This is a genomic window from Paenibacillus sp. J31TS4 (assembly GCF_018403265.1).
Taxonomy (GTDB): domain Bacteria; phylum Bacillota; class Bacilli; order Paenibacillales; family NBRC-103111; genus J31TS4.
Map to the genome: position 1 here is coordinate 1 of NZ_BOSI01000009.1, position 19,642 is coordinate 19,642.

Sequence of the window (19,642 nt, forward strand, 5' to 3'; positions counted from 1 at the left end):
AAGACCAGCGATATGAAAAACCTTCCAGTCACAGATTGGAGGGTTATTTGGCATGCACAGATCTAAGTATAACATCATCTTCTAAAACATTTATTGAAAAATCTTGACAAGCTATTAGCTGGTTTAGCTTAATCCACAGTGTCCGGTCTAACTTTATTTTCTCAGTCTAATGTAGTGTAGTGCTTATCAAAATTCAATGAGCCCATCACCGAAATTTGGAAGCTCCTTAATTTCCAATTTGTAGGGCAATGGGCTATTTATGCTTTATTTAAGGCAGTGTAAGACACTGTCGTTTATAAGACATCATCGTCAGCTAACTCATCTGCCTGTACAAAAAAATTTCTCCCTTTATTTAAAGTTATGATAAATCAGGTGAACTCAATCAATTTCTTATCTATCTCATCAATCTGTCCAATTTTCGATATACCGTCCCACAGAATAATTGCCCTAGCTTCATCATTCTCAACAAAATCATCAAGTTGGCATAGTTGACCTGAAAATAAAACGCCATACTCTGTCCTTTCAGGACCATGAAAACTTGGTTGAAGTCTAAATTTCATTAAACCTTTGAAGGCAACTTCATCTATTTTTTGATTGGTTTCCTCAAATAATTCCCTAATTACACATTGCCTGGCAGTTTCTCCTTCTTCGATAATACCTCCGGGCAATTCCCAACTGTTTCTCCATTTATTATGCATGAACAGGTACTTCCCCTGGCATTCCACTACAATTAATGCATGGGTTAGTGGTGCATCGAGTGCGGTAACATCAAGTTGATTTTCCTCGATTTCTAAGAATTCTAAAAAAATATTCCCTTTCGCATCTGTCATGATTGTCATTTCTTTAGCCCTCCCTTTTCTTATATGCTGAAACAAAAAACGCGCAGGACCCATGGGTCCTGCGCGTTGCATATCGCAGGATGGGAAGCGCGAAGAGCGTTAACCCATCCCTAATCTTTTAGGAATGTGTTAACGCCTCTCATGATGATGAGGTTGTCTCAAAATCAAATTATACATTTATTTACCCCATTTCACAAACGTTATGGTAATGTTAACCATTATGTTGTAATGCGTCAAGACGAAATGACTCTTTAAACCACAGGTAGAGGCATTGTTAAAATAATGGGGACAAATAACAAATAGAAACATAAAGAGGGTCAATTACACTTGTCGTGTAGATGACCCTCTTTAGGCTTGCTGATCAATGAACAGATTATCGTACCCTGCCCATCCATTCCAACCAAGTGCTAACGTGTCGCCGTGGCTAGTCCGCAAGCTGAATCCGAATCGGTGCCGGCTCCGTTCCCTGCCCGCCCGGCTCCTCCACGAACGCCCAATGCCGCGGCACGAGCTCTCTCAGCTCCGCCAGCTCCTCCGGGCACAGGCGGACATCCTCCAAGAACATGCCGCCGAACCGGAAATCCTTGCCCTCTTCCTTGCCGAATCGGATGGTCAGCAGACTCCGGACGCCTCCGATCGTCAGGAACTTGAACCGGTATCCGGTCGTCAGCGCCGTCTCCACTTCTCCTCTGTGTTCGCGCACATAATCGAGGAAGCCGTCCCAATTACCTTCCTGCCCGACTTGCTCCCGCAGGGCCTCCGCGCTATCCTTCCCAAGCAGAGCGACGATCTGCTCACTCGTATACCCTTTCGCTCGAATCATCTCCAGCCGCAGGCCGTACGGCTGCGGCAGCTTGACTGCTTCCATGGCGTCCCCTCATCTCTCTCTTCTCTGTCTCTCTAGGCTAGACCAAATGGCAGGCGACGATATGGTCGCGGATAATTCCGACTAATCAGGTGTGTTTTGATCGTTATGCCTATTATAGAAACGTATGACGGTTCTGTAAAGAGAGAACTGCATACAAAAAAAACGCGCCCTCTTCCTCTCGGAAAAAAGGTGCGTTTTGCCGTTTGTTCTTGGCGTTCCCGTCCCGTTAGTCCTGCTCGATATAGGCGGTCAGCCGGCTCTCGATCTCCTTGAGTGCCTTGGGCCGGAGGCTGTATTCGGTGACGGTCTCTCCCTCAAAATGGGCATAAATCAGCCCGGCCTGCCTCAGCTTGGAGATATGGTCGTGAGCGATGCCCTTGGACAAGCCGAGATGGCGGGCAATCTCGATGAAGCTCCGCGGCCCCTTGTGAAGATATTTGAGGATGATCAGCCGGCTCTTTTCCCCCAGACTGCGGATCATCCGATATTCGTGCGGCGTCAAGAACGCGTCATCGCCGATATAGAAACGGGCGGAATAATAACAGATCGTCAGCGGGCCGTACGATCCGATAATGTTCACCGGCTGAAAATGGTACTGCGGGACGAGCACAAGCTCCTCCAGTCCCGCTACCGGCTTGAACGCCAGTCCGTTCGTCGTCTCGTCCACGAACAAGTCCGGCGGCATCCCCGCCAGCACGCCGAGCCGCTTGTCACGCTCCCGCTCCAGCCCTTCGAGGATAGCCGGGTCAATCTTTCGAAAGTACTGTTCGTTCCACTGCTCGAAGTGCGATAGCGTCCGCGAGCGGTATTCGCTCATCTGCCCGGGGAATTGATGGCCGTACTCGGCCATCAGCTCGTACATGCCGCCCGGCGTCAGGCCATCCAGCCAGGCGAGGAAGGCTTCCGGTGTCTCCCCTGGACAGAGATGGACGAGCAGCATCGTTAGGCGCCAGTCGGCATCCACCTGCAGCTCGTCCAGCTCCGATGCGAACGCGGGCGTCAGGCGCTGGCGGGTTTCCTTGGGCCAGGAAGGGGAGAGGTCGATCTTCTTATGGGATTTGCGGCAAATATAAGTATGCAGGCTGCTGAACAGCTCGTCCAGCGGCGTGAACTGAACGACCAAGCGGTAACTCACGGCTCCACCCCTCTCTGCCCTTAATTATAGCGCGAAAGGCGGACCGAGCAACCCCGCATCCGGGAGAGTGCACGCACCGCTCACAGCCCCGCGGGCTAGAAGGCTCCACCGTTCGATATCGGAAAGGGGCCGCGGCTCCTCTCTCTCCGATCGGCAAAAGCCCCGTCTCGAGCTGCCGCTCGGAACGGGGCTGTTTTTGTTTGGGACAGAGGGTCCGGACGGCGCTGGGCCGCCCGGAGCCGTGCCTCTCTTTCCCTTGCGCGCCAAGTCTTGCAAGTAGCTTAACGGGTTACGTTATGAATCTGGATCAATTCGACGAGCTTGTCCTTGCCGGACAGTGTAACCGGCTGGCCCTTCACGAGCTTGGAGGAGTCGCCGATAATCCGCAGTTCCTTGGAGACGTTGTAGGTTGCCTTCGTCACGTTGTCGTCATAGGCGTCTCCGGTTACCGTATCGTTATTGCCGTACGTGCCTTGAGTTACCGTAATGGACGAGATGCGGCCAGTCTCGTCAAGCTTGAGCGAGTCGAACAGGCCGTTCACGACGAACTGGTTCTGGTCCGCACCCGACTTCACCACTTCGATGAAGATCGCGGTATTGTTGTACAGACGCACCTTGACTACGTCGCCCTTCTGGATATCCGCTGCGGTTACCTGCTTGCCGTCCTTGAAGACAAAGGCATTCGGGTCGACGTTCACCTGGACCAGCTCATTGCCCTTCTTCACGGTCAGCTTGTTGTCGCTGACGGCTCCCTGAACTACTCCGGCTACGGTCGATTGTCCGACGCCCGGAAGCTGATCGCCCGTACGGTCAAGCAGCGCAGCCAGCTCGGCGCGCGTCACCGGCTTGTCCGGACGGAAAGTGTTGTTCTCGTAGCCGTCGATGAGGCCTCTCTCGAGCGCAACCGCTACATAGCCGACGGAGCCGGCCGGAATCGAGTTCGCATCGCGGAAGTCCAGCTTTGTGTTCATCTTGGCTTTGGCTTCGCCTTCGAGCTTCATCGCCTTCACAAGCAGCGTAGTTGCCCACAGGCGGCTTGCCGGCGCTTCCGGGTTAACCGTCTGGTCGGTCTCGGTGAACAGATCGTTCTCCGCCGCAACCGCTACATACCCGACCGCCCACGGATATTTCTTGGCGATCTTGTCGGCGTCCTTGAAATTAAGCTCCGTGCTCATTTCTTCCTTGGACTCGGCCTGCTCGCGCAGCCCCATCAGGCGGACGGCCGCCGTGATCGCTTCGATGCGGGTTACGGTTTTGCGCGGCTGGAACGAGCCGTCCTCATAGCCCTCGAACACGCGCAGCGGAGCCAGGCTCGCCAGGTTGCGGGTTACCCACTCGACGTCGCCGCCCTTCACGTCGTGGAAATTGAAGATAATGTTAATGTTGCCGTTTACAAGAGTATTGTAAGGAACTTTGCCGCCATTGCCCGGCTTGTCATAGCCCGACCAGCGCCATTCCAGCTGATTGCCTTTGCCATTGTTCTTGCCGTTGCCGTTTTCGTTTCCTTTTTTGCCGTCGGCAAATGCGGAGGCGGAGCCGCCGATTACCATCGCCATCGTCAGGCCGCCGATCATGACCTTGCGGAAAGAAGATGTTTTCATTCGAAATGCACTCCCTTTTCTTTTCGTTTGGTGTTTGTCGGGTCCGGACCAACAAAGGAAGGCAAGGTGCCTTTTCCATAACATGGTTCGCCGCACCAAAATCATTTGAGGGGGTTAACGGAAAAATGATAGACTAGGCACAGTGACTAGTTATGAAGGAGGACGAAACCGATTCATGAAACGTAGCAAAAAATGGATGCCGCTCGCGGCGCTTGCTCTGCTCGCACTCGTCGTAGTCGGCGCCATAGGCCTGCTCCGCTCCAGCGACCGGGCGGCCCAGGGCGGCGGAAGCCCGCAGCCAAGCACCGCGGCGACGAACGGGTCCGGCGGAGCTTCGCCTGCCCCCACGCCCAAGGAAACCGATCCGCCCGCCCAAACCTACGATGTCGCGGTCATCGGCTCGGAGATGGAGGGCATGTACCTGGCCCGTGCCGCCAAGGACGAAGGACTCAAGGTCATCGTGCTCGATCCGCGAGACAAGGTCGGAGGGCAGCTGCTGCAGGGCGAGATGCTGTTCCTCGACGAGACGAGGGACGAGCAAGGTCGCCTGCTCGTGCAGGGCCGGGCCAAGGAGCTGTTCGACGGCTTCCGCAGCGGCAAGATCCGCAAGCTGTCCGAGTTCACCACGTACTACAACGACAAGCTCGCGAAGGACATTCCGATCGAATCCGGCATTCGGATCGACAAGATCGCGACCGGCGGGGGCGTGAACGGCACCGAGGCTCTCCAGTCGATCGTCTATACGGACAAGGACGGCGCCAAGAAAAAAGTCGCCGCCTCCTACTGGGTGGAGAACACCGACTATGCAGCGCTCGCTTCCCGGCTCAAGGTGACGCGCCTGCCGGGGCTAGAGGCCTTTTACGGCGGCTCGGAGATCGAATATATGAGCGCCGGCATGATGATGAAGTTCAAGAACGTGGACTGGAAGACGTTCGACGAATCGTCGACAGCTGTGAACAGCAGCTTCGCGATTGGCCTCACGAACGCAACCAACCGCTACAAAGCGACGAACGACCGGGTATTCCTGCGTGGCCTGAATGCCGTCAGCCAGCGGGACGGCGAGGTCATCATCAACGCCTTCCTGATCTACACGGTCGACCCGTCCAAGCCGGAGTCGGTGCAGGAAGCGATGGAGCTCGGGAAAAAGGAAATTCCGCTCATCCTGGAGCACTTCCGCAAGACGCTGCCCGGCTGGCAGAACGCGCAGCTGAACGGGTTCCCGTCCTATCTGTACATCCGCGAATACAATCATTACGAAACCGACCACGTGCTGAAGGTGTCCGACTTGCTCGGGGCCAAGATGTATCCCGACAACGTCAGCATCGGCGGCTACCCGCTCGACCTGCAGGGGACGAGCGCCAACAAATGGGGCATCGAGATGGGGCGGCCGGACAAGTACGGCATGCCGCTGCGCAGCTTCCTCTTAAAGAATTACGAGAACGTGATCATGGCCGGCAAAAACGTCGGCTCCTCCGCGCTTGCTTACGGCAGCGCCCGGATTCAGCCGAACACGGCGCTGGCCGCCGAATCGATCGGCGTCATCCTCGGCCAGCTGCAGGGCAAGAAGAAGCTGCGCGAGCTGACCGACGCCGACTGGCCGGCGCTGCACGCCTATCTGGAGAGCAAGTACCAGATCAAGCTGACGGGCGTCACGGGGAACAACAAGGTCGCCGGCTGGTCCGAGGAAGAGCTCCGCAAGCTCGACGCGGGCGAGATCGTCTACCCAAGCTATGTGAAGACCCGCAAATAAGCTAGTCTGTCCGGTCTCCAGTCCCACAGCCTTTGATGGCCAGGACACAAGCCGGGCACATACAACAAACAGCCCCATTCGGATTCATTCCGAATGGGGCTGTTTGTGTGTGCAGGGGTGGTTCTGCGGGCAGGAAGCTCATGCCCGGACGATCGGTGACCGTCCGGGGCTTGAGCTGTCGTTCGAGCGGCAGGGCCGGCCGAGCCCACCCGGATGGTGGCGTGAAGCATCGGTCCCCACCCTCCTGTTTGCCGGCGGCCAGCCTTGGCAAGCCGATGCGGCGAGCAGACGCTCCGCTTATTTGGACAGCGACCGCCATTCGACGCGAAACTCGCTCTCGAACGGCTTGCCTTCGTACCGGCTGTTTTCTTCGAGCACATTCCCGCATTCGCAGGAGATATGATCGGCTCCGTAATTATCCGTTCCGAAGACGATCGCCTCCTGCCGGTAGGCGCGCGGCCCGGGCTGGACCGTGTGTTCCGTCCCGCAGTTCAGACAACGAATGACAAATCCGGCTTTCATGGCGTCCTCCCTCTGCCGCTAGGGCAAGCTGCATTATTCCAAAAAGTCCTTCAGCTGCTTGCTCCGGCTCGGATGCCGCAGCTTGCGCAGCGCCTTCGCTTCAATCTGGCGGATTCTCTCGCGCGTCACCCCGAAGCTCTGGCCCACTTCCTCTAGCGTATGGAACTGTCCGTCGACCAGACCGAACCGGAGACGGAGCACGTTCTCCTCCCGTTCCGACAGCGTATCCAGCACGTCGTTCAGCTGCTCCTTGAGCAGCTGGTACGCGGCCGCGTCGGCCGGTGCCAGCACCTCCTGATCCTCGATGAAGTCCCCGAGGTTGGAGTCGTTCTCCTCACCGACCGGCGTCTCGAGGGAGACGGGCTCCTGCGCCGCTTTCATCACCTCGCGCACCTTCTCGACGGTGAGATCCATCTCTTTGGCCAGCTCCTCGGGCGTAGGCTCCCGGCCCATTTCCTGATGAAGCTGCCGCGTGACGCGGTTCAGCTTGTTGATCGTTTCGACCATGTGGACCGGTACCCGGATCGTTCTCGCCTGATCGGCGATGGCGCGGGTAATCGCCTGCCGGATCCACCACGTTGCGTACGTGCTGAATTTGAACCCCTTGGAATAGTCGAATTTCTCGACGGCCTTCATGAGCCCCATATTGCCTTCCTGTATCAGGTCGAGGAACATCATCCCCCGGCCCGCATATCGCCTCGCTATGCTGACGACCAGCCGCAGGTTCGCTTCCGCGAGCCGCTGCTTGGCTTTCTCGTCGCCTTGCTGTACCCGTTTGGCGAGAGCAATCTCTTCTTCGGAGGAAAGAAGCGGAACGCGACCGATTTCCTTCAAATACATTCGGACGGGATCGTCCGTTCTCATCCCGGCAGGCAGCAGCAGATCGTAGTCTGCGGCAAAGCCATCCTCCTGCCGGTCGTGAGAGCCAGCGTCGGTTTCTACTCTATCTTGATCGTCCACTCTCATCCGCTCCCTCCCTTTCCCAAATTCATCATATTTCTCTTGACAATATTATTCGACTTTGCTATATTTATGATAAATATAAACGAATGGCGTATGATATTCTATCATATGCTTTCTTATTTTACAAGTCCTTCCTAAGTCTTTCCTCCCCCGCTGGCCGTCCTTGCGATAGCAGCGGGGGTTTTGCTGTGCCGCCATTTTGTCCCCTTCCGCCGCTCCGGTTTAATCCGCACTTCTTCCTGCCGATACTAGTAGGACAACCCTATCACACCAACCAGGGGGGCCTGTCCGGCGATGCCGGATGCGTCCTTGCCATAAGAAAGGATGACCCGATTGTTCATGAGGCAGCCGACTACCAAGAATCCGCATCCTACCTTCCGCGGCACGCGAGCCCTGTCCCTCGTGCTCGCCGCTTCTCTCGCTCTTGCTTCGCTCCCCTCCCCCGCGTCCGCAGACAGCTGGTGGGACCTGGAGGTCCGGGCGAACAAGGCCGCCGACAGCGGCCGTCCGGCCGAGGCCGCCCCGTCTTGGGCACGGCTGGTCGACCATTACGCCACTCAGGGCACGGTCGGCGGCTGGACGAACGCCGCCCTCTATGCGAAGCGGCTCGGCCAATACTACGAATCCGTCCGGGACTATACGCAGGCCGTCCGGTATTACGAGCTGGAGAACGACTATTGGCTCAAGGCCGGCAAGGACTGGGGAGCCCAGGATTGGGCACGCGCGCAGGAGCTCCGGCCGGTGCTCGACCTGTACGTCTCGACCGACGACGCCGACGCCATCCGGCGGGCCGCTGCTCCCAAGCAGGTGCCGCTCGCCAAATTCGAGCCTGAGTCGGGCTTGTACCTCGGCCTCTATTCGGAGCAGGATCCCGACATGGGCAACAACTTCAACTTGTCGAGCAAGCTGTACGGCAAACAGCACGCCATCTATCTGGCTTACTCTCCATACGCGGGAGACTTCCCGAAGCGCTACGCGGACAACGTGAAGAAGGCGGGCAAGAACATCGCCCTGCAGATCGCGCTGGAGCCGGCGAACGGGCTGGACGAGGTGAAGGACGACGCGCATTTGCGCAAGTGGGCACGGGACGCCAAGGCAACCGGCATCCCCATCTTCCTGCGCTTCGCGAGTGAAATGAACGGCTCCTGGGTCGTCTGGCACGGCGATCCCCAGAAGTATATCGAGAAGTTCCGGCTGCTCGCCAAAGTAATGAAGGAAGAAGCACCGAACGTCGCAATGGTCTGGAGTCCCGGAGACGTGCCCCGCTACTCGATGGCCGCCTATTACCCGGGAGACGACGCGGTCGACTGGGTCGGCCTCAACATGTACACGATGCCGTACGGCGACGGCCAGCCGTCGCTGCCGCAATTCGGCACGAGTCCGATCGAGCGTCTCGACGAAGTGTACAAGCTGTACGCGGACCGGAAGCCGATCATGCTAAGCGAAACGGGAATCGCGCACAAGACGAATCGCGACGGCAAGTCCCACTCCTCCTGGGCGGTCGCGAACCTGGACCGGCTGTACGAGGTTCTGCCGAAGAAATATCCGCGCGTGAAGGCGATCACCTACTTCAACGTCAATATGACGACCAGGGAATCGCTTAACGACTATTCGCTGCGCGACGATCCCGCCATGATGGCCGCCTACCGCTCCATCATCGCGCAGCCGTTCTACCTCGATCAGGTCGCGACGGGGGTCAAGCCGGCGACAGCCGCCGGCTACGCCAAGGGCGAGGGGAGCGCCTCCTTCCGCAAGCAGGTGAGGATTGTGCCGTATATCCGCATTCCCGAGGTGGATATCGGGCAGGTGGATTACGTGCTGAACGGCTCCGTCGTCAAATCGCAAAAGGCCGCTCCTTACTTCGTCCAGCTGGATGCGGCCAGCGTCCCGCCGGGCTCGAGGCTGGAGGTACGCATCTATAACCGCGCCGGCCAGCAGGCGATCGCCAAGACCCTCTCCCTGTCCTCGGAAGTGACGGTCGCCGTCGACGGCAAGGAGCTGCGCCCCGAGGTGCCCGCGTACATCCGCAACGGCTCGACGCTGGTGCCGATGCGCGCGATCTTCGAGGCGCTCGGGGCCGAGGTGACGTGGGACCAGGCGACGCTCACCGCCACCGGGCGCAAGGACGGCACCGTCATCCGCTTCCGGATCGGCGACCGGACGGTGGAGAAGAACGGCAAGCCGGTCGTGCTCGAGGCGGCCGCCGAGCTGGTCGCCGGCAGCACGATGGCGCCGGCCCGCTTCGTCGGAGAGGCGTTCGGCGGCAAGGTGGACTGGGACAACCCGAGTCGGACCGTGCTCGTGACTACGGCCGGCGGAAGCAGGCAGGCGGCAGCCTGGACAGAGCCCGCGGCGGGCAGCGCCCAAGCCGTCACAACCGCCGAAGCGGAGCCCACTGCGAGCGGCTCCGGCGGCGAAGCGAAGCGGCCCGGCTTCTTCGCGGGCCTGCTCGGCTTCCTCGTGCGCCTGTTCTCTTAACCGGCCGTGCGGCTTTTCAAGCAGCCTTCGCGAAAGCGAATAGGCTGCTTTTTTTATGCGCTCCCGGGGATTCGCGCATCGGACCGCCTGCTTCCCCATACATTAGGGCATAATGCCGGCTTCGGCAAGCCGAAAGGAGACCACATCATGCCGTATGCCTATTCGCCCCGCTCCTCCATGCCGCCGGACGGGGGGCTGTGCCGCATCGAGGTCTACGGAACCGGCACGGCGTCGGGGACGCCCGACCGGGCCATTCTGGTCCTCGGGACGGAGACCGAGGACGTTTCGCTGCAAACCGCAGAGCAAGAAAACAATGCCGCCGTCGCCCGCATCGTGGAGACGCTCCGGGCCCTCGGCGTTCCGCAGGAGCGGATTCAGACGACCGAGTACCGGATCGAGCCCCGCTACGACTATGAGGAGGGCAGGCGGCTGTTCCGCGGCTACCAGGTTACCCATCTGCTCGAGGTGACGGCCGAGCCAATCGATCTCGCCGGCCGGCTCGTCGATGCGGCCGTCGCCGCGGGCGCGAACGTCGTCCAGGGCGTCCGGTTCGCCGCCGCACACCCCGAGGCGCTTGCGAACCGGGCGCTGGCGGAGGCCGTCCGGGACGCCCGGACGAAGGCCCGGACGGTCGCCCGGGAGCTCGGCGCGGTGCTGGCTTCCCTGCCCGCGAGCATCCGCGAGGTGCGGGGCCCCGGGGAGCCCGTGCCGCTCAAGGCGGCGTTCGCGGCGGGGGCGCCGGCCGTCCCGCTGCAGCCGGGCGAGCTGACGGTGACGGCGACCGTCCAGGCGACATACTGGTGCCGTCCGGGGTGACGGGGCCGGTCCCGGCTCCGCCCGGCAGCCGCACCGACCGCTATAGGAGCAGCCGCTCGGCCCGCCTCGCGAACTCCGGCAGGAAGGGCGGCCGGCCTTCGCTCTGCACCTGGCTGGTACGCACGAGAAGCAGGTCCAGCTCCGGGACGAGGAGCGCAACGTTCAGACCCTTCCCCACCAAGGCGAACATGAGGCGAGACCAGAAGGCGGAGATCCCGCCCTCGGCGTTCGTGCGCATGCCCAGCCCGTAATCCGCAGGCTGTCGGCCATTGATGCGGTGCACCTGCTTGGCCTCCTCCAGATACGAGGCCGGCACGAGCACCCTCCCCTCCCATTCTCCTCCGCTCAGGAGCAGATACGCATATCGGGCGAGATCGCGCGCGGTCATGTCCGGACCCGCGTTGGACGGTTCGTACAGGCGGCTGAGGTATGTATAGCTTGGGCCTTCGCCGAACCAGTCCGTGCGCCCGATGCCGAGCGGACGGAACAGCTCCCGCTCCACGCTGTCCCGGTACATGCGGCCGCTCACATGGGGAGCGAGGATGGAGAAATGGTTATAGCCGACGTTGCTGTACGCGTAGCCGGCACCCGGCGCGTCCAGCAGCCGGACGGTATCCGGATAAGCGGCGGAACGCCCCAGCGTATACTCCACGAAGGAGAAGCCCTCCCCTCCTACGAACCGGCTCGCCGGCAACCCTGACGTATGCGTCAGCACGTGGCGAAACGTGATGGCGGTCTTGCGTTCGTCCGACAGCGGAAACCCCTCGGGCAAATACCGGGGATCGTAGACCAGATCGTCCAGCTCAAGCCGGAACGGAAGCTTGCCTCGCCGCCCCTCCTCGAGCCACCTGCCGAACAGGCAGGAGGTGATGCTCTTCCCGATGGAGGCGATCCACAGCAGGCGGTCCCTGGTCTCCGGCCGGTCGTAAGCCTCATGGACCAGCCAACCGTCCTTGATGGCCAGGAAACCGACCGGGGATGGCGGTTCCCCCGGCTCATTCCCAATGGACAGGTTCCAGTCGGCGAAAGCCGCCAGCTCGTCCGGGTCCAGTCCAAGAGCCCGCGCATCCTCCTTGCGGGCAAGCGTTCGCCAGCCGCCCTCCGATTCGGGCGGCGGATAATAGCGGGCGGCAGGGATCAAGATGCCAGGCCTCCTTTGCGAAATGGAATAGGGGAGCGTCTCCTCTACAGCTTGATCGCGTCCGCGATGAGCGACACGAAGCCGAGCCGGCCGTCCCGGTTGCGGTGATCGAAGCGGAGGGAACGGTAGATGAAGCCGTCCTCGGGTTCCCAGTCCTCCGCGTGGAACACTCCCTGCTCGTCGCAGTATTCGAGAAGCCGGACCCGAAGCCCCGCCTCCTCGAACATTCTGGACAGCGTACGGTACGTATGCACGATCCGGTGGCTGGCCGCGGGATGATCCGCCGGGCCTGGCCCCCCGACCTGCACGATCCGCTGATACGCCTCATCCGGAAAGTATCCGTCCGGCACCGCGCACCGGATGTAGCCCCCCGGCTCGAGGTACTCGGCACACAGCCGCGCAGCGGCTACCCCTTCCTCGTACGTCAAGTGCTCCCAAACGTGCTCCGCCAGTACGGCGCGCAGCCTCCGGCTGCCGAACCGCCGCTTCCAGTCGTCCGGCCTCAGCAGGTTCAACTCCTCCTCCTGGGTCGGCGTCCAGCCGGGGTAAGTCTGCGACGAGGCGCCGATGATGATGCGAAGCGGCTCGCTATGAGGCTTGCCAAGTTCGTTCATGCCTGGTTCCTCCCCTCTTTCGTTTCAAAACCTATGTTCGTCAAACTAGACCTGGGGAGCCTTAACAAAGCGAGGCGTCACCCTTCTCCCGCGGCCTCACGGCCCGAAGCCGCCAACACCGCCTCCACCCGCTGCTCGACCGTCGTATCGCCTTCGATCCGCACAACCGGACAGGTCAGCCCGGCCAGCCATGCCTCATGCAGCGCGCGGCTGCGCACCTCGGGGCCGCCGGTCTCATAGCGGGCGGCCCACGAGAGGAACGCCTCCATATGGCCGTGCCGGGTCCCGCCCGGCAGAACGTCCCGGCCATAACGCTCGCGCTCCCTCTCCTCCAGCCGCATAAGCCGGACCTGCTGCGGAATGACCAGGAAGACGACGAGGTCGAAAGTGGGGATGAGCGGGTCGCCCCAACCGCACAGCGAACCGGTCAGCACCCATTGCCCCGCTTCCCCGCACGCGGCGGAGAGCCGTTCAAGCCGCTCCGGAATAGGACGCTTGGCCGTATAGACGCCCGGATCTTCCCAATAGAAGTCGTCCGTATCCAGGTGGACATGGGGCAGCGCTTCGGCCAGTGCCCGTCCGAGCGTCGTCGTGCCCGAGCCGGCCGCCCCGAGAATATGGATCCGTTTGGCCATCCGCCTCCTCCTCTCTTATCGGCAGCGGAAAGAGTTGCCGCTTGTTATTATCCTGACCCTCTGCTGCTTGTCCCCGCTATTTGCCTTTGCTACTGCCTCAGCAACTAGCCTCTACTGCTTCCTCTACTACTGCCTCCGACTTCATGCTCAACGGGATTGCCAACTCCCTCGGCAATCGGGAAGACAGCAAAAAAGACCCGGCCTCCTGTTGCTCCTCAAGGTAGGCCGGGTCGTGGTGGGTTCGAGCAGTCTATGCCGTCTGTGATTGGATAACAAGTGCGGACGAGGCGCCGCCCGCGGAACGCGAAGCGTTACCGCTCGGAGCAGGCGGCCACGACGTCGCGGTAGGGCAGCGTGCCGCCGAACAGATCGAGCGCGCTGCCGATCGTAATGTCCAGCCGGCCGCCGGTCAGCTCCCGGAACAGGGCCAGGTCGTCAAGCGAGCGGGCACCGCCCGCATAGGTCGTCGGGATGGTCACCCAGCGGGCGAGGTCGCGCACGAGCTTCTCCTGGATGCCCGTCCGCTTGCCTTCCACATCCACCGCGTGGATGAGGAATTCGTCGCAGAAGCCTTCGAGCTCTCGAATGCTCGCTTCATCGATCTGGAAGCTGCTGAATGTCTTCCACTGGTTCGTCACGACGAACCAGCGGCCGTCCTTCTCCTTGCAGCTCAAATCGATGACCAGCCGCTCCCGTCCCACGGCGGAGACGATCGCCTCGAGCCGGTCCCGGTCGAGCGCCCCGTCGCGAAAAATATACGACGTCACAATGACATGGGACGCCCCCGCTTCAAGATAGGCTGCGGCGTTGTCCGCCGTAATGCCTCCGCCAATCTGCAGGCCGCCCGGGTAAGCCTGCAGCGCTTCCCGCGCCGCCGCTTCGTTCCCCGGTCCGAGCATGATGACGTGCCCGCCGGTCAACCCGTCCCGTCGGAACCGATCCGCATAATAGGCAGGACCGTGCTCGGAGACGAAATTCTCCACAACGCCGCTGCCTTCTCCGGCGCCCGCGCCCAGCGTTTCTCCGACGATCTGCTTGACTTTTCCCTGATGGATATCGATACATGGTCTAAACCTCATCTGCAGACACCTTCCCGACCGGCTGCGAAAAGACAGCCGCCCCGGCAGGACGGCCCGCTCTCTCGCACCTCTCTCTTATCCCCATTCTATCATGGAGACAGGCCCGAGGATAGGCCGTATCCATCGCCGGCGGATTTCGCGAGAACCGCCAGACGGAGGAGGCCCGCTCCGCCATGCGGCTCGTCGCTCGCGAACCGTTCCAGCACATAGTCCGAGGCGGACAGCTCCTGGAGGAGCTCCCGTTCCGTGAACCACCGTATATACCCGGTTCCGCCGGGAAACGTATCGCCCTCCTCCAGGATACGAAAGCGGGAGGCGGGGTTCTCCGTGAACGTCTCGTCCCGCGCGTCGCCCATGGCGTCTTCCGGCACGACATGCTGTGTGAGCAGGCAAACTCCGCCCGGCTTGACGAGCGTGCAGAGCCTCCGCAGGTAGTCGGCGCGCAGCTCCCGGGTCGGCAGGTAGCCGTACACCTTGAACAGCAGCGCCGCGTCGTAGACGGCCTCGCCATGCGGCAGCTCCGCGCCTTCGACCTGGCGGAATTGAACGCCCCGGACCCCTTCCGCTTTGGCGGAGGCGGCCGCAAGCAGCAGCCCGCTGACGTCGACGCCGGTAACCGTGCAGCCCCGGCGAGCGAGCGCCAAGCTGATTCTACCCGCCCCGCAGCCGACGTCCAGGACGGCGGCCCCCGCAGGGAGCCGATCCAGCAGCGCCCGCTCGGCCTCCGTCGGCCCCTGCTCGAGCTCGGCTTCGTAATGGGCGACCTGCTTCGGCTGCCCGAACCAGTCCTTGACCGATTGCAGCAAATAACGGTGTTCCCCGGTTAGCTTCATGCTCCTTCCCCTCCTGTCTTTTTTCTTATCCAGCCAGCGGTATTCCGCATCGCTGTTCTTTCTCCACGGCCCGACTGTAAAGGCAGCGCTTGGGAAAGGATCAGCACAGGGAAAGGCCAACCACAACCAAAGAAAGAAGACGAATAATCCGGAATAAATAAGAGGCAAATGGATTGACAAAACCGAAGAAAACAGAATAATGTGAAGTAGTACAGTTTCCAATAATAACCAGAATGGAGGCTTGCCATGCTTGCCGAAGAACGCCGACAGCTCATTCTCGAGCTGCTAGAACAACACAAAAGCGTCATCGCCAAGGATCTCGCCGACCAGTTCCAGCTTTCCGTTGATTCGATCCGTCGCGATCTTACGATGATGGAGGAGCAGGGCCTGCTTAAAAAGACGTACGGCGGCGCCGTGCCGCTCCCCAAGGTCCGCGTTCTGCCGCTGCCCGATGAGCAGCGCTATGGGGAGGGCTCGCCGACCCAGAACGCGGTTTCCCGTCTCGCGGCCTCGCGCATCCGAGAGAACGATTCCGTCTACCTCGGCGGCGCCGGCATCCAGTACGGCATGCTCAAGTATCTATCCCGGCAGATGCCGTTTACCGTCGTCACCAATTCCCTCCAGGTCGCCCAGGCGCTTAGGGGCTTCCCGAACGTCGAGGCGTATCTGATCGGCGGCAGGCTGACGGCTGCAAGCGGGAACTTGAAGGACGCGTTCGCGCAGGAGCAGCTCCGTCTCTTCTCGTTCGACCTGTGCTTCCTGACGGGAGGAGGGGTTTCCGAACGCGGAGTCAGCACCGGTTCCGCGGACGGCGCCAGCTTGGCCCGCACCGTGCTTGAACGGTCGAGGCAGGCCGTCTGTCTCGCTCCCCACGAGAAGCTGGGCCTCGACCTGTTCGCGTTCACCGCGCCGCTCGACGCCTTCAACCTGCTCATTACGGACGAACGGGCTCCCGAGGAGACGGTTCGGGCTTTGGCGGCTCGGGGCCCGCAGGTGCTCGTCGCCCGTACCGGGGAAGAGGCGACAGACTAGGCTCATCGGCTATTCCCGCGCATGGAGATGAATAGGAGGAGGAGAACAGATGCCGAGCGATTTTTACTGCGAGGAAGTGTTGAGCGGGCGCAGGATTCCAAGCACCTGCATTGGCATGCCGTTTACGGCAAAGCCAGGAACGCGTAGTCCGGACAAGGGAGGTGGATCCACATGCCTATGCCCACCCATATTGTGGCGGTAAGCGGCGTCGTCGAGAATGAGCTGGGACAGATCCTTTTGGTGAAGACCCATCATGGCGGCTGGGTATGTCCCGGCGGTCAGGTCGAAGCCGGCGAAAACCTGATCGAAGCGCTAATTAGGGAAATAAAAGAAGAAAGCGGAATCGACGTGACGGTCTCCTGTTTGTTTGGCGTTTTTTCCAATACGGGCGTACACAAATGGCATGACGGAGTAACCGACGTGCCCACCAAGGTGATGCTGGATTTTGTATGCAAACCTGTCGGCGGAGCACTAGGGACATCCGAGGAAACGTCGGAATCCCGCTGGGTGGAGAGGGAAACCGTGCTGGATCTGGTGACCGCCCCGGCGATCCGTACGCGCTATCAAGCTTATTTAGCATTCGACGGGAAGCCGGTTTACATGGAGTATGTGACCAAGCCAGAATTTGAGGTGAAGCTGGACCGGACGATCTAGCCGGCAGCTCCACCCGAAATCGAGGCCCGCCAACCGCCTGGAACTGTGGCCCGCATCCTTCCTGGCGGCTGCTGTTTCTTATTGCAAAAACGGCTCACGGCATCCCGGGGTCGTTACCTCCCATTGTGCACGTTCTAATCCTTACTCCTTGTCCATCAACAACGTATCGGTCGTAATATAGCCTACTCCCGACTCGATAAAAGGCTCGGCAGCCTCCCGCGAATTGACCGTCCAAATCGATACGTCAATTCCCTTGGCAGCCAGCTTGCGCACGTCCTCGGGGGCAATCGAGCGATAATCGTAGTCCAGAAACGCGGGCTTTAACCGTTCCGCCAGAGCCTCGTCCGCCTCGGACGGCGCCTTGTCGGTCAAATAGCCGAGCGGCACTTGACGGTTGATCGCCCGCACTTTGTGCAGAGAGCCGGAGTCAAAGCAGATAAAGCTGCTATTGCCCAGCATGCCGTGGCGATCGACCAGCCGCACCAGCTCCTTAAGATTGTCGTCATGGTGGTACTCCTCAATTTCGATAAAGGCATGCATCCCATACTTTTTGCAAATGTCGAGCACTTCTCCCAAGGTAGGGATGCGCAGACCGGGATACGCTTCTATGTCCACTCCGGACACGATGTTCAACTTGCGGATATCGTCGAACGCAAAATCCTTCGTCTTTCCCGTTCCGTCCGTCATTCGGTCGACCGTGCGGTCGTGGTGGACGATCCAATGACCGTCGGTCGTGCAATACGTGTCGCATTCGATCCCCCAGAAGCCCGACCGTCCCGCTAATTCAAAGGAAGCGACCGTATTTTCCGGCGCGTGCAGGCTAAGCCCCCGGTGGGCAACAAATTTCGGTTTGTGCATGTCCAAGTCTCTCCTTCGCGTTCAGCCTTTTATCGAACCGAGCGGAACGCCTTTGGTAAAGTGTTTCTGGAAAAAGAATATGCACTCAAGAGCACTATCCGGGTATCGTTCAAATATAGGATAGCAGAGAAATGCGTGTACCAACTGTTCACAAGAAAAATAATTTGAAAGTGATATTGGCCGGTATGGACAAGAGAATAGTAAAGGTCATCAACAGACGCCCGACCTGCTGCTGTCGATTCGAGCCGACTCCTCCAATTCCACGCTGTGCCGCCATCGGCATGCCAACCAGCCTGTTCTCCGCACGGAGACCAGACTGGTTGGCTTTTTGAGAACGTGTTTATCGAAATCTCTGCAAGTCTCGCTAATTTTTTCTTCGATTATTCCTTGACAGGAATATTCCTTCTCTGGTATATATAAAACATGGAAAAAATAACCATCAAGTCCGACACCGGCACGGCCTCAGTTTGCTAGCAGACTCACTTCCGACTTCGTTCGTCGCCACGAGGAGCGTGCACCCATTCTCCAGGAAAGGAGCTATACCCAATGAATTCCGAAGTAACCGCCTATATGGAAGCACTCGCACAGCCCTGGCAGACTGAGCTTTGCAGCCAGCTTCGCCAAATGGTTCACGAATCGATCCCGGAGGTCGAGGAACGAATCCAGTATAAGAAGCCTCATTTTCTCAAGAACGGACATTATGCTGCCGTCATCTCTCCCTCCAAGGACGCCGTTGCGTTCATGATCATGAACGCAACCGGACTGGACGTCCCGAAGGAATTCGAGGGACCGCCCGAACGGAAATGGCTGAAGATCCGCCAGGGTGATTCGCCCGACTACGCCATGCTGAGCCGGCTGTTAGTTCAAGCATCCGACTCGCTATAATGGCAACGATCGGAGGGGGCAGATTGAATCCAGCAACGTTGAGTGCGCTAGCCGAACCCAACCGATTCCAGATGGTCGAGCTGCTGCGCGAAGGGCCTCTTACCGTTGGCGAGCTCGCCGACCGGCTTCAAGTGCGGCAGCCGCAAGTATCCAAGCATCTGAAGGTCCTCCAGGAGGTGGAGATCGTCGAAGTGATTCCCTCCGCGAACCGCCGGTATTACAAGCTTCGTCCCGAGCCCTTCCGGCAAATGGACGACTGGCTGGACACATTCCGGAGCATGTGGGAGGAACAGCTCGACCGGCTGGGCGATTACCTGAAGCAGCTCCAGGAGGAACAAAACAAGTAACGTTTTATCGGTACCTAGCTATCCCTGCTTTTCCTCGCTTCACCTAACCTTTATCTAGGAGGATGAACTATGAATCAAGCAGAAGGAACCCAAGGAATCGTTTTGTCCCGTGTTTACGACGCTCCCCGGGAGCTTGTTTACAAGATGTGGACGGATCCGGAGCATTTCGGCAAGTGGTGGGGGCCCAAGGGCTTTACGCTGAAGGTAGCCAAAATGGACGTACGGCCCGGCGGCATGTTTCTCGGCAGCCAGCATTCTCCCCAAGGGCATGTCATGTGGGGCAAATTCGTCTACCAGGAGGTCGCCGCGCCGGATAAGCTCGTGTTCCTCCAGTCCTTCTCGGACGAGGACGGCAATACGGTGCGGGCGCCGTTTGACCCGAACTGGCCGCTTGAGATTCTCAACATCCTGACGTTTGCCGAAGAGAACGGCAAGACCGTGCTGACGATGCAAGGCGGGCCGGTCAACGCCTCTGAGCAGGAACTCGCGGCATTCAACGGCATGGCGCCCATGGTTCAGCAGGGCCTGGGCGGCACGTTCGACCAGCTGGCCGATCACCTGGCCGGCCAGAAGTAACCTCCCTGCCGCAGCA

20 protein-coding genes are annotated in these 19,642 nt (G+C 59.8%); 8 read left to right on the forward strand and 12 right to left on the reverse strand.

Going from position 1 to position 19,642, the window contains the following annotated elements:
- Nucleotides 1–368: 368 nt before the first annotated feature.
- The 4 genes from KJS47_RS22065 to KJS47_RS22080 all read right to left on the reverse strand — a co-directional run bounded on the left by KJS47_RS22065 (nucleotide 369) and on the right by KJS47_RS22080 (nucleotide 4,443).
- Nucleotides 369–839 (reverse strand): NUDIX domain-containing protein, encoded by a 471-nt coding sequence (locus KJS47_RS22065; protein ID WP_213527792.1) that lies wholly within the window; start codon nucleotides 837–839, stop codon nucleotides 369–371.
- Nucleotides 840–1,263: 424 nt separating this feature from the next.
- The gene (locus KJS47_RS22070) at nucleotides 1,264–1,707 is read right to left on the reverse strand and encodes a hypothetical protein (RefSeq protein ID WP_213527794.1); all 444 of its coding nucleotides are present in this window, start codon (nucleotides 1,705–1,707) and stop codon (nucleotides 1,264–1,266) included.
- A 226-nt stretch (nucleotides 1,708–1,933) separates the two neighbouring features.
- Nucleotides 1,934–2,842, reverse strand: a complete 909-nt coding sequence (locus KJS47_RS22075) for a winged helix-turn-helix domain-containing protein (RefSeq protein WP_213527796.1) — start codon at nucleotides 2,840–2,842, stop codon at nucleotides 1,934–1,936.
- Between the two features lie 281 nt (nucleotides 2,843–3,123).
- Entirely contained in the window at nucleotides 3,124–4,443 is a 1,320-nt protein-coding gene (locus KJS47_RS22080; protein ID WP_213527798.1) for an S-layer homology domain-containing protein, read from the reverse strand.
- Nucleotides 4,444–4,618: 175 nt separating this feature from the next.
- Between KJS47_RS22080 and KJS47_RS22085 the strand changes: the two genes are divergently transcribed.
- A complete protein-coding gene (locus KJS47_RS22085) occupies nucleotides 4,619–6,193 on the forward strand; it encodes an FAD-dependent oxidoreductase (protein WP_213527800.1) in 1,575 nt (524 codons plus the stop codon).
- Between the two features lie 297 nt (nucleotides 6,194–6,490).
- On the opposite strand, the gene KJS47_RS22090 is transcribed toward KJS47_RS22085, so the two are convergent.
- Nucleotides 6,491–6,715 (reverse strand): hypothetical protein, encoded by a 225-nt coding sequence (locus KJS47_RS22090; protein WP_213527802.1) that lies wholly within the window; start codon nucleotides 6,713–6,715, stop codon nucleotides 6,491–6,493.
- 33 nt (nucleotides 6,716–6,748) lie between these two features.
- Complete coding sequence (gene rpoD / locus KJS47_RS22095; protein ID WP_213527804.1) at nucleotides 6,749–7,681, reverse strand: RNA polymerase sigma factor RpoD; 933 nt, start codon at nucleotides 7,679–7,681, stop codon at nucleotides 6,749–6,751.
- A 336-nt stretch (nucleotides 7,682–8,017) separates the two neighbouring features.
- On the opposite strand from rpoD, the gene KJS47_RS22100 reads away from it, so the two are divergent.
- Together KJS47_RS22100 and KJS47_RS22105 are read left to right on the forward strand one after the other, a co-directional pair.
- Entirely contained in the window at nucleotides 8,018–10,156 is a 2,139-nt protein-coding gene (locus KJS47_RS22100; protein ID WP_213527806.1) for a stalk domain-containing protein, read from the forward strand.
- 147 nt (nucleotides 10,157–10,303) lie between these two features.
- Nucleotides 10,304–10,972 carry an SIMPL domain-containing protein gene (locus tag KJS47_RS22105; protein WP_213527808.1) on the forward strand — a complete coding sequence of 223 codons (669 nt, stop codon included), beginning with the start codon at nucleotides 10,304–10,306 and terminating at the stop codon, nucleotides 10,970–10,972.
- A gap of 40 nt (nucleotides 10,973–11,012) precedes the next feature.
- Here KJS47_RS22105 and KJS47_RS22110 read toward each other — a convergent pair whose 3' ends face one another.
- The 5 genes from KJS47_RS22110 to KJS47_RS22130 form a co-directional block, all read right to left on the reverse strand.
- Entirely contained in the window at nucleotides 11,013–12,113 is a 1,101-nt protein-coding gene (locus KJS47_RS22110; RefSeq protein ID WP_213527810.1) for a serine hydrolase domain-containing protein, read from the reverse strand.
- Between the two features lie 44 nt (nucleotides 12,114–12,157).
- Nucleotides 12,158–12,727 carry a class I SAM-dependent methyltransferase gene (locus KJS47_RS22115; protein WP_213527812.1) on the reverse strand — a complete coding sequence of 190 codons (570 nt, stop codon included), beginning with the start codon at nucleotides 12,725–12,727 and terminating at the stop codon, nucleotides 12,158–12,160.
- 77 nt (nucleotides 12,728–12,804) lie between these two features.
- The gene (locus KJS47_RS22120) at nucleotides 12,805–13,362 is read right to left on the reverse strand and encodes an AAA family ATPase (RefSeq protein WP_213527814.1); all 558 of its coding nucleotides are present in this window, start codon (nucleotides 13,360–13,362) and stop codon (nucleotides 12,805–12,807) included.
- Nucleotides 13,363–13,673: 311 nt separating this feature from the next.
- Nucleotides 13,674–14,441, reverse strand: coding sequence for a phosphoribosylformimino-5-aminoimidazole carboxamide ribotide isomerase (gene hisA / locus KJS47_RS22125; RefSeq protein ID WP_213527816.1), 768 nt, complete (start codon nucleotides 14,439–14,441; stop codon nucleotides 13,674–13,676).
- Nucleotides 14,442–14,530: 89 nt separating this feature from the next.
- Nucleotides 14,531–15,274, reverse strand: coding sequence for a class I SAM-dependent methyltransferase (locus tag KJS47_RS22130; RefSeq protein ID WP_213527818.1), 744 nt, complete (start codon nucleotides 15,272–15,274; stop codon nucleotides 14,531–14,533).
- Nucleotides 15,275–15,520: 246 nt separating this feature from the next.
- Between KJS47_RS22130 and KJS47_RS22135 the strand changes: the two genes are divergently transcribed.
- Nucleotides 15,521–16,306, forward strand: coding sequence for a DeoR/GlpR family DNA-binding transcription regulator (locus KJS47_RS22135; RefSeq protein ID WP_213527820.1), 786 nt, complete (start codon nucleotides 15,521–15,523; stop codon nucleotides 16,304–16,306).
- Between the two features lie 171 nt (nucleotides 16,307–16,477).
- Nucleotides 16,478–16,960 carry an NUDIX hydrolase gene (locus tag KJS47_RS22140; protein WP_213527822.1) on the forward strand — a complete coding sequence of 161 codons (483 nt, stop codon included), beginning with the start codon at nucleotides 16,478–16,480 and terminating at the stop codon, nucleotides 16,958–16,960.
- 141 nt (nucleotides 16,961–17,101) lie between these two features.
- Here the strand turns inward: KJS47_RS22140 and KJS47_RS22145 are convergent, their stop codons facing one another.
- Entirely contained in the window at nucleotides 17,102–17,818 is a 717-nt protein-coding gene (locus KJS47_RS22145) for a glycerophosphodiester phosphodiesterase (RefSeq protein WP_213527824.1), read from the reverse strand.
- Between the two features lie 546 nt (nucleotides 17,819–18,364).
- On the opposite strand from KJS47_RS22145, the gene KJS47_RS22150 reads away from it, so the two are divergent.
- The 3 genes from KJS47_RS22150 (at nucleotide 18,365) to KJS47_RS22160 (ending at nucleotide 19,626) form a co-directional block, all read left to right on the forward strand.
- Nucleotides 18,365–18,703, forward strand: a complete 339-nt coding sequence (locus tag KJS47_RS22150) for a DUF1801 domain-containing protein (RefSeq protein WP_213527826.1) — start codon at nucleotides 18,365–18,367, stop codon at nucleotides 18,701–18,703.
- Nucleotides 18,704–18,726: 23 nt separating this feature from the next.
- Nucleotides 18,727–19,050, forward strand: coding sequence for an ArsR/SmtB family transcription factor (locus KJS47_RS22155; RefSeq protein ID WP_374707063.1), 324 nt, complete (start codon nucleotides 18,727–18,729; stop codon nucleotides 19,048–19,050).
- Nucleotides 19,051–19,119: 69 nt separating this feature from the next.
- Entirely contained in the window at nucleotides 19,120–19,626 is a 507-nt protein-coding gene (locus KJS47_RS22160) for an SRPBCC family protein (protein ID WP_213527830.1), read from the forward strand.
- The last annotated feature ends 16 nt before the right edge of the window (nucleotides 19,627–19,642 follow it).

What these genes read in the sequence shown, in the direction of transcription:
- KJS47_RS22065 (WP_213527792.1), bottom strand. Translation starts at nt 839, where the DNA reads ATGACAATCATGACAGATGCGAAAGGGAATATTTTTTTAGAATTCTTA.
- KJS47_RS22115 (WP_213527812.1), bottom strand. Translation starts at nt 12,727, where the DNA reads ATGAACGAACTTGGCAAGCCTCATAGCGAGCCGCTTCGCATCATCATC.
- KJS47_RS22145 (WP_213527824.1), bottom strand. Translation starts at nt 17,818, where the DNA reads ATGCACAAACCGAAATTTGTTGCCCACCGGGGGCTTAGCCTGCACGCG.
- KJS47_RS22150 (WP_213527826.1), top strand. Translation starts at nt 18,365, where the DNA reads ATGAATTCCGAAGTAACCGCCTATATGGAAGCACTCGCACAGCCCTGG.
- KJS47_RS22090 (WP_213527802.1), bottom strand. Translation starts at nt 6,715, where the DNA reads ATGAAAGCCGGATTTGTCATTCGTTGTCTGAACTGCGGGACGGAACAC.
- KJS47_RS22135 (WP_213527820.1), top strand. Translation starts at nt 15,521, where the DNA reads ATGCTTGCCGAAGAACGCCGACAGCTCATTCTCGAGCTGCTAGAACAA.
- rpoD (WP_213527804.1), bottom strand. Translation starts at nt 7,681, where the DNA reads ATGAGAGTGGACGATCAAGATAGAGTAGAAACCGACGCTGGCTCTCAC.
- KJS47_RS22070 (WP_213527794.1), bottom strand. Translation starts at nt 1,707, where the DNA reads ATGGAAGCAGTCAAGCTGCCGCAGCCGTACGGCCTGCGGCTGGAGATG.
- hisA (WP_213527816.1), bottom strand. Translation starts at nt 14,441, where the DNA reads ATGAGGTTTAGACCATGTATCGATATCCATCAGGGAAAAGTCAAGCAG.
- KJS47_RS22100 (WP_213527806.1), top strand. Translation starts at nt 8,018, where the DNA reads ATGAGGCAGCCGACTACCAAGAATCCGCATCCTACCTTCCGCGGCACG.
- KJS47_RS22140 (WP_213527822.1), top strand. Translation starts at nt 16,478, where the DNA reads ATGCCTATGCCCACCCATATTGTGGCGGTAAGCGGCGTCGTCGAGAAT.
- KJS47_RS22160 (WP_213527830.1), top strand. Translation starts at nt 19,120, where the DNA reads ATGAATCAAGCAGAAGGAACCCAAGGAATCGTTTTGTCCCGTGTTTAC.
- KJS47_RS22105 (WP_213527808.1), top strand. Translation starts at nt 10,304, where the DNA reads ATGCCGTATGCCTATTCGCCCCGCTCCTCCATGCCGCCGGACGGGGGG.
- KJS47_RS22085 (WP_213527800.1), top strand. Translation starts at nt 4,619, where the DNA reads ATGAAACGTAGCAAAAAATGGATGCCGCTCGCGGCGCTTGCTCTGCTC.
- KJS47_RS22130 (WP_213527818.1), bottom strand. Translation starts at nt 15,274, where the DNA reads ATGAAGCTAACCGGGGAACACCGTTATTTGCTGCAATCGGTCAAGGAC.
- KJS47_RS22080 (WP_213527798.1), bottom strand. Translation starts at nt 4,443, where the DNA reads ATGAAAACATCTTCTTTCCGCAAGGTCATGATCGGCGGCCTGACGATG.
- KJS47_RS22120 (WP_213527814.1), bottom strand. Translation starts at nt 13,362, where the DNA reads ATGGCCAAACGGATCCATATTCTCGGGGCGGCCGGCTCGGGCACGACG.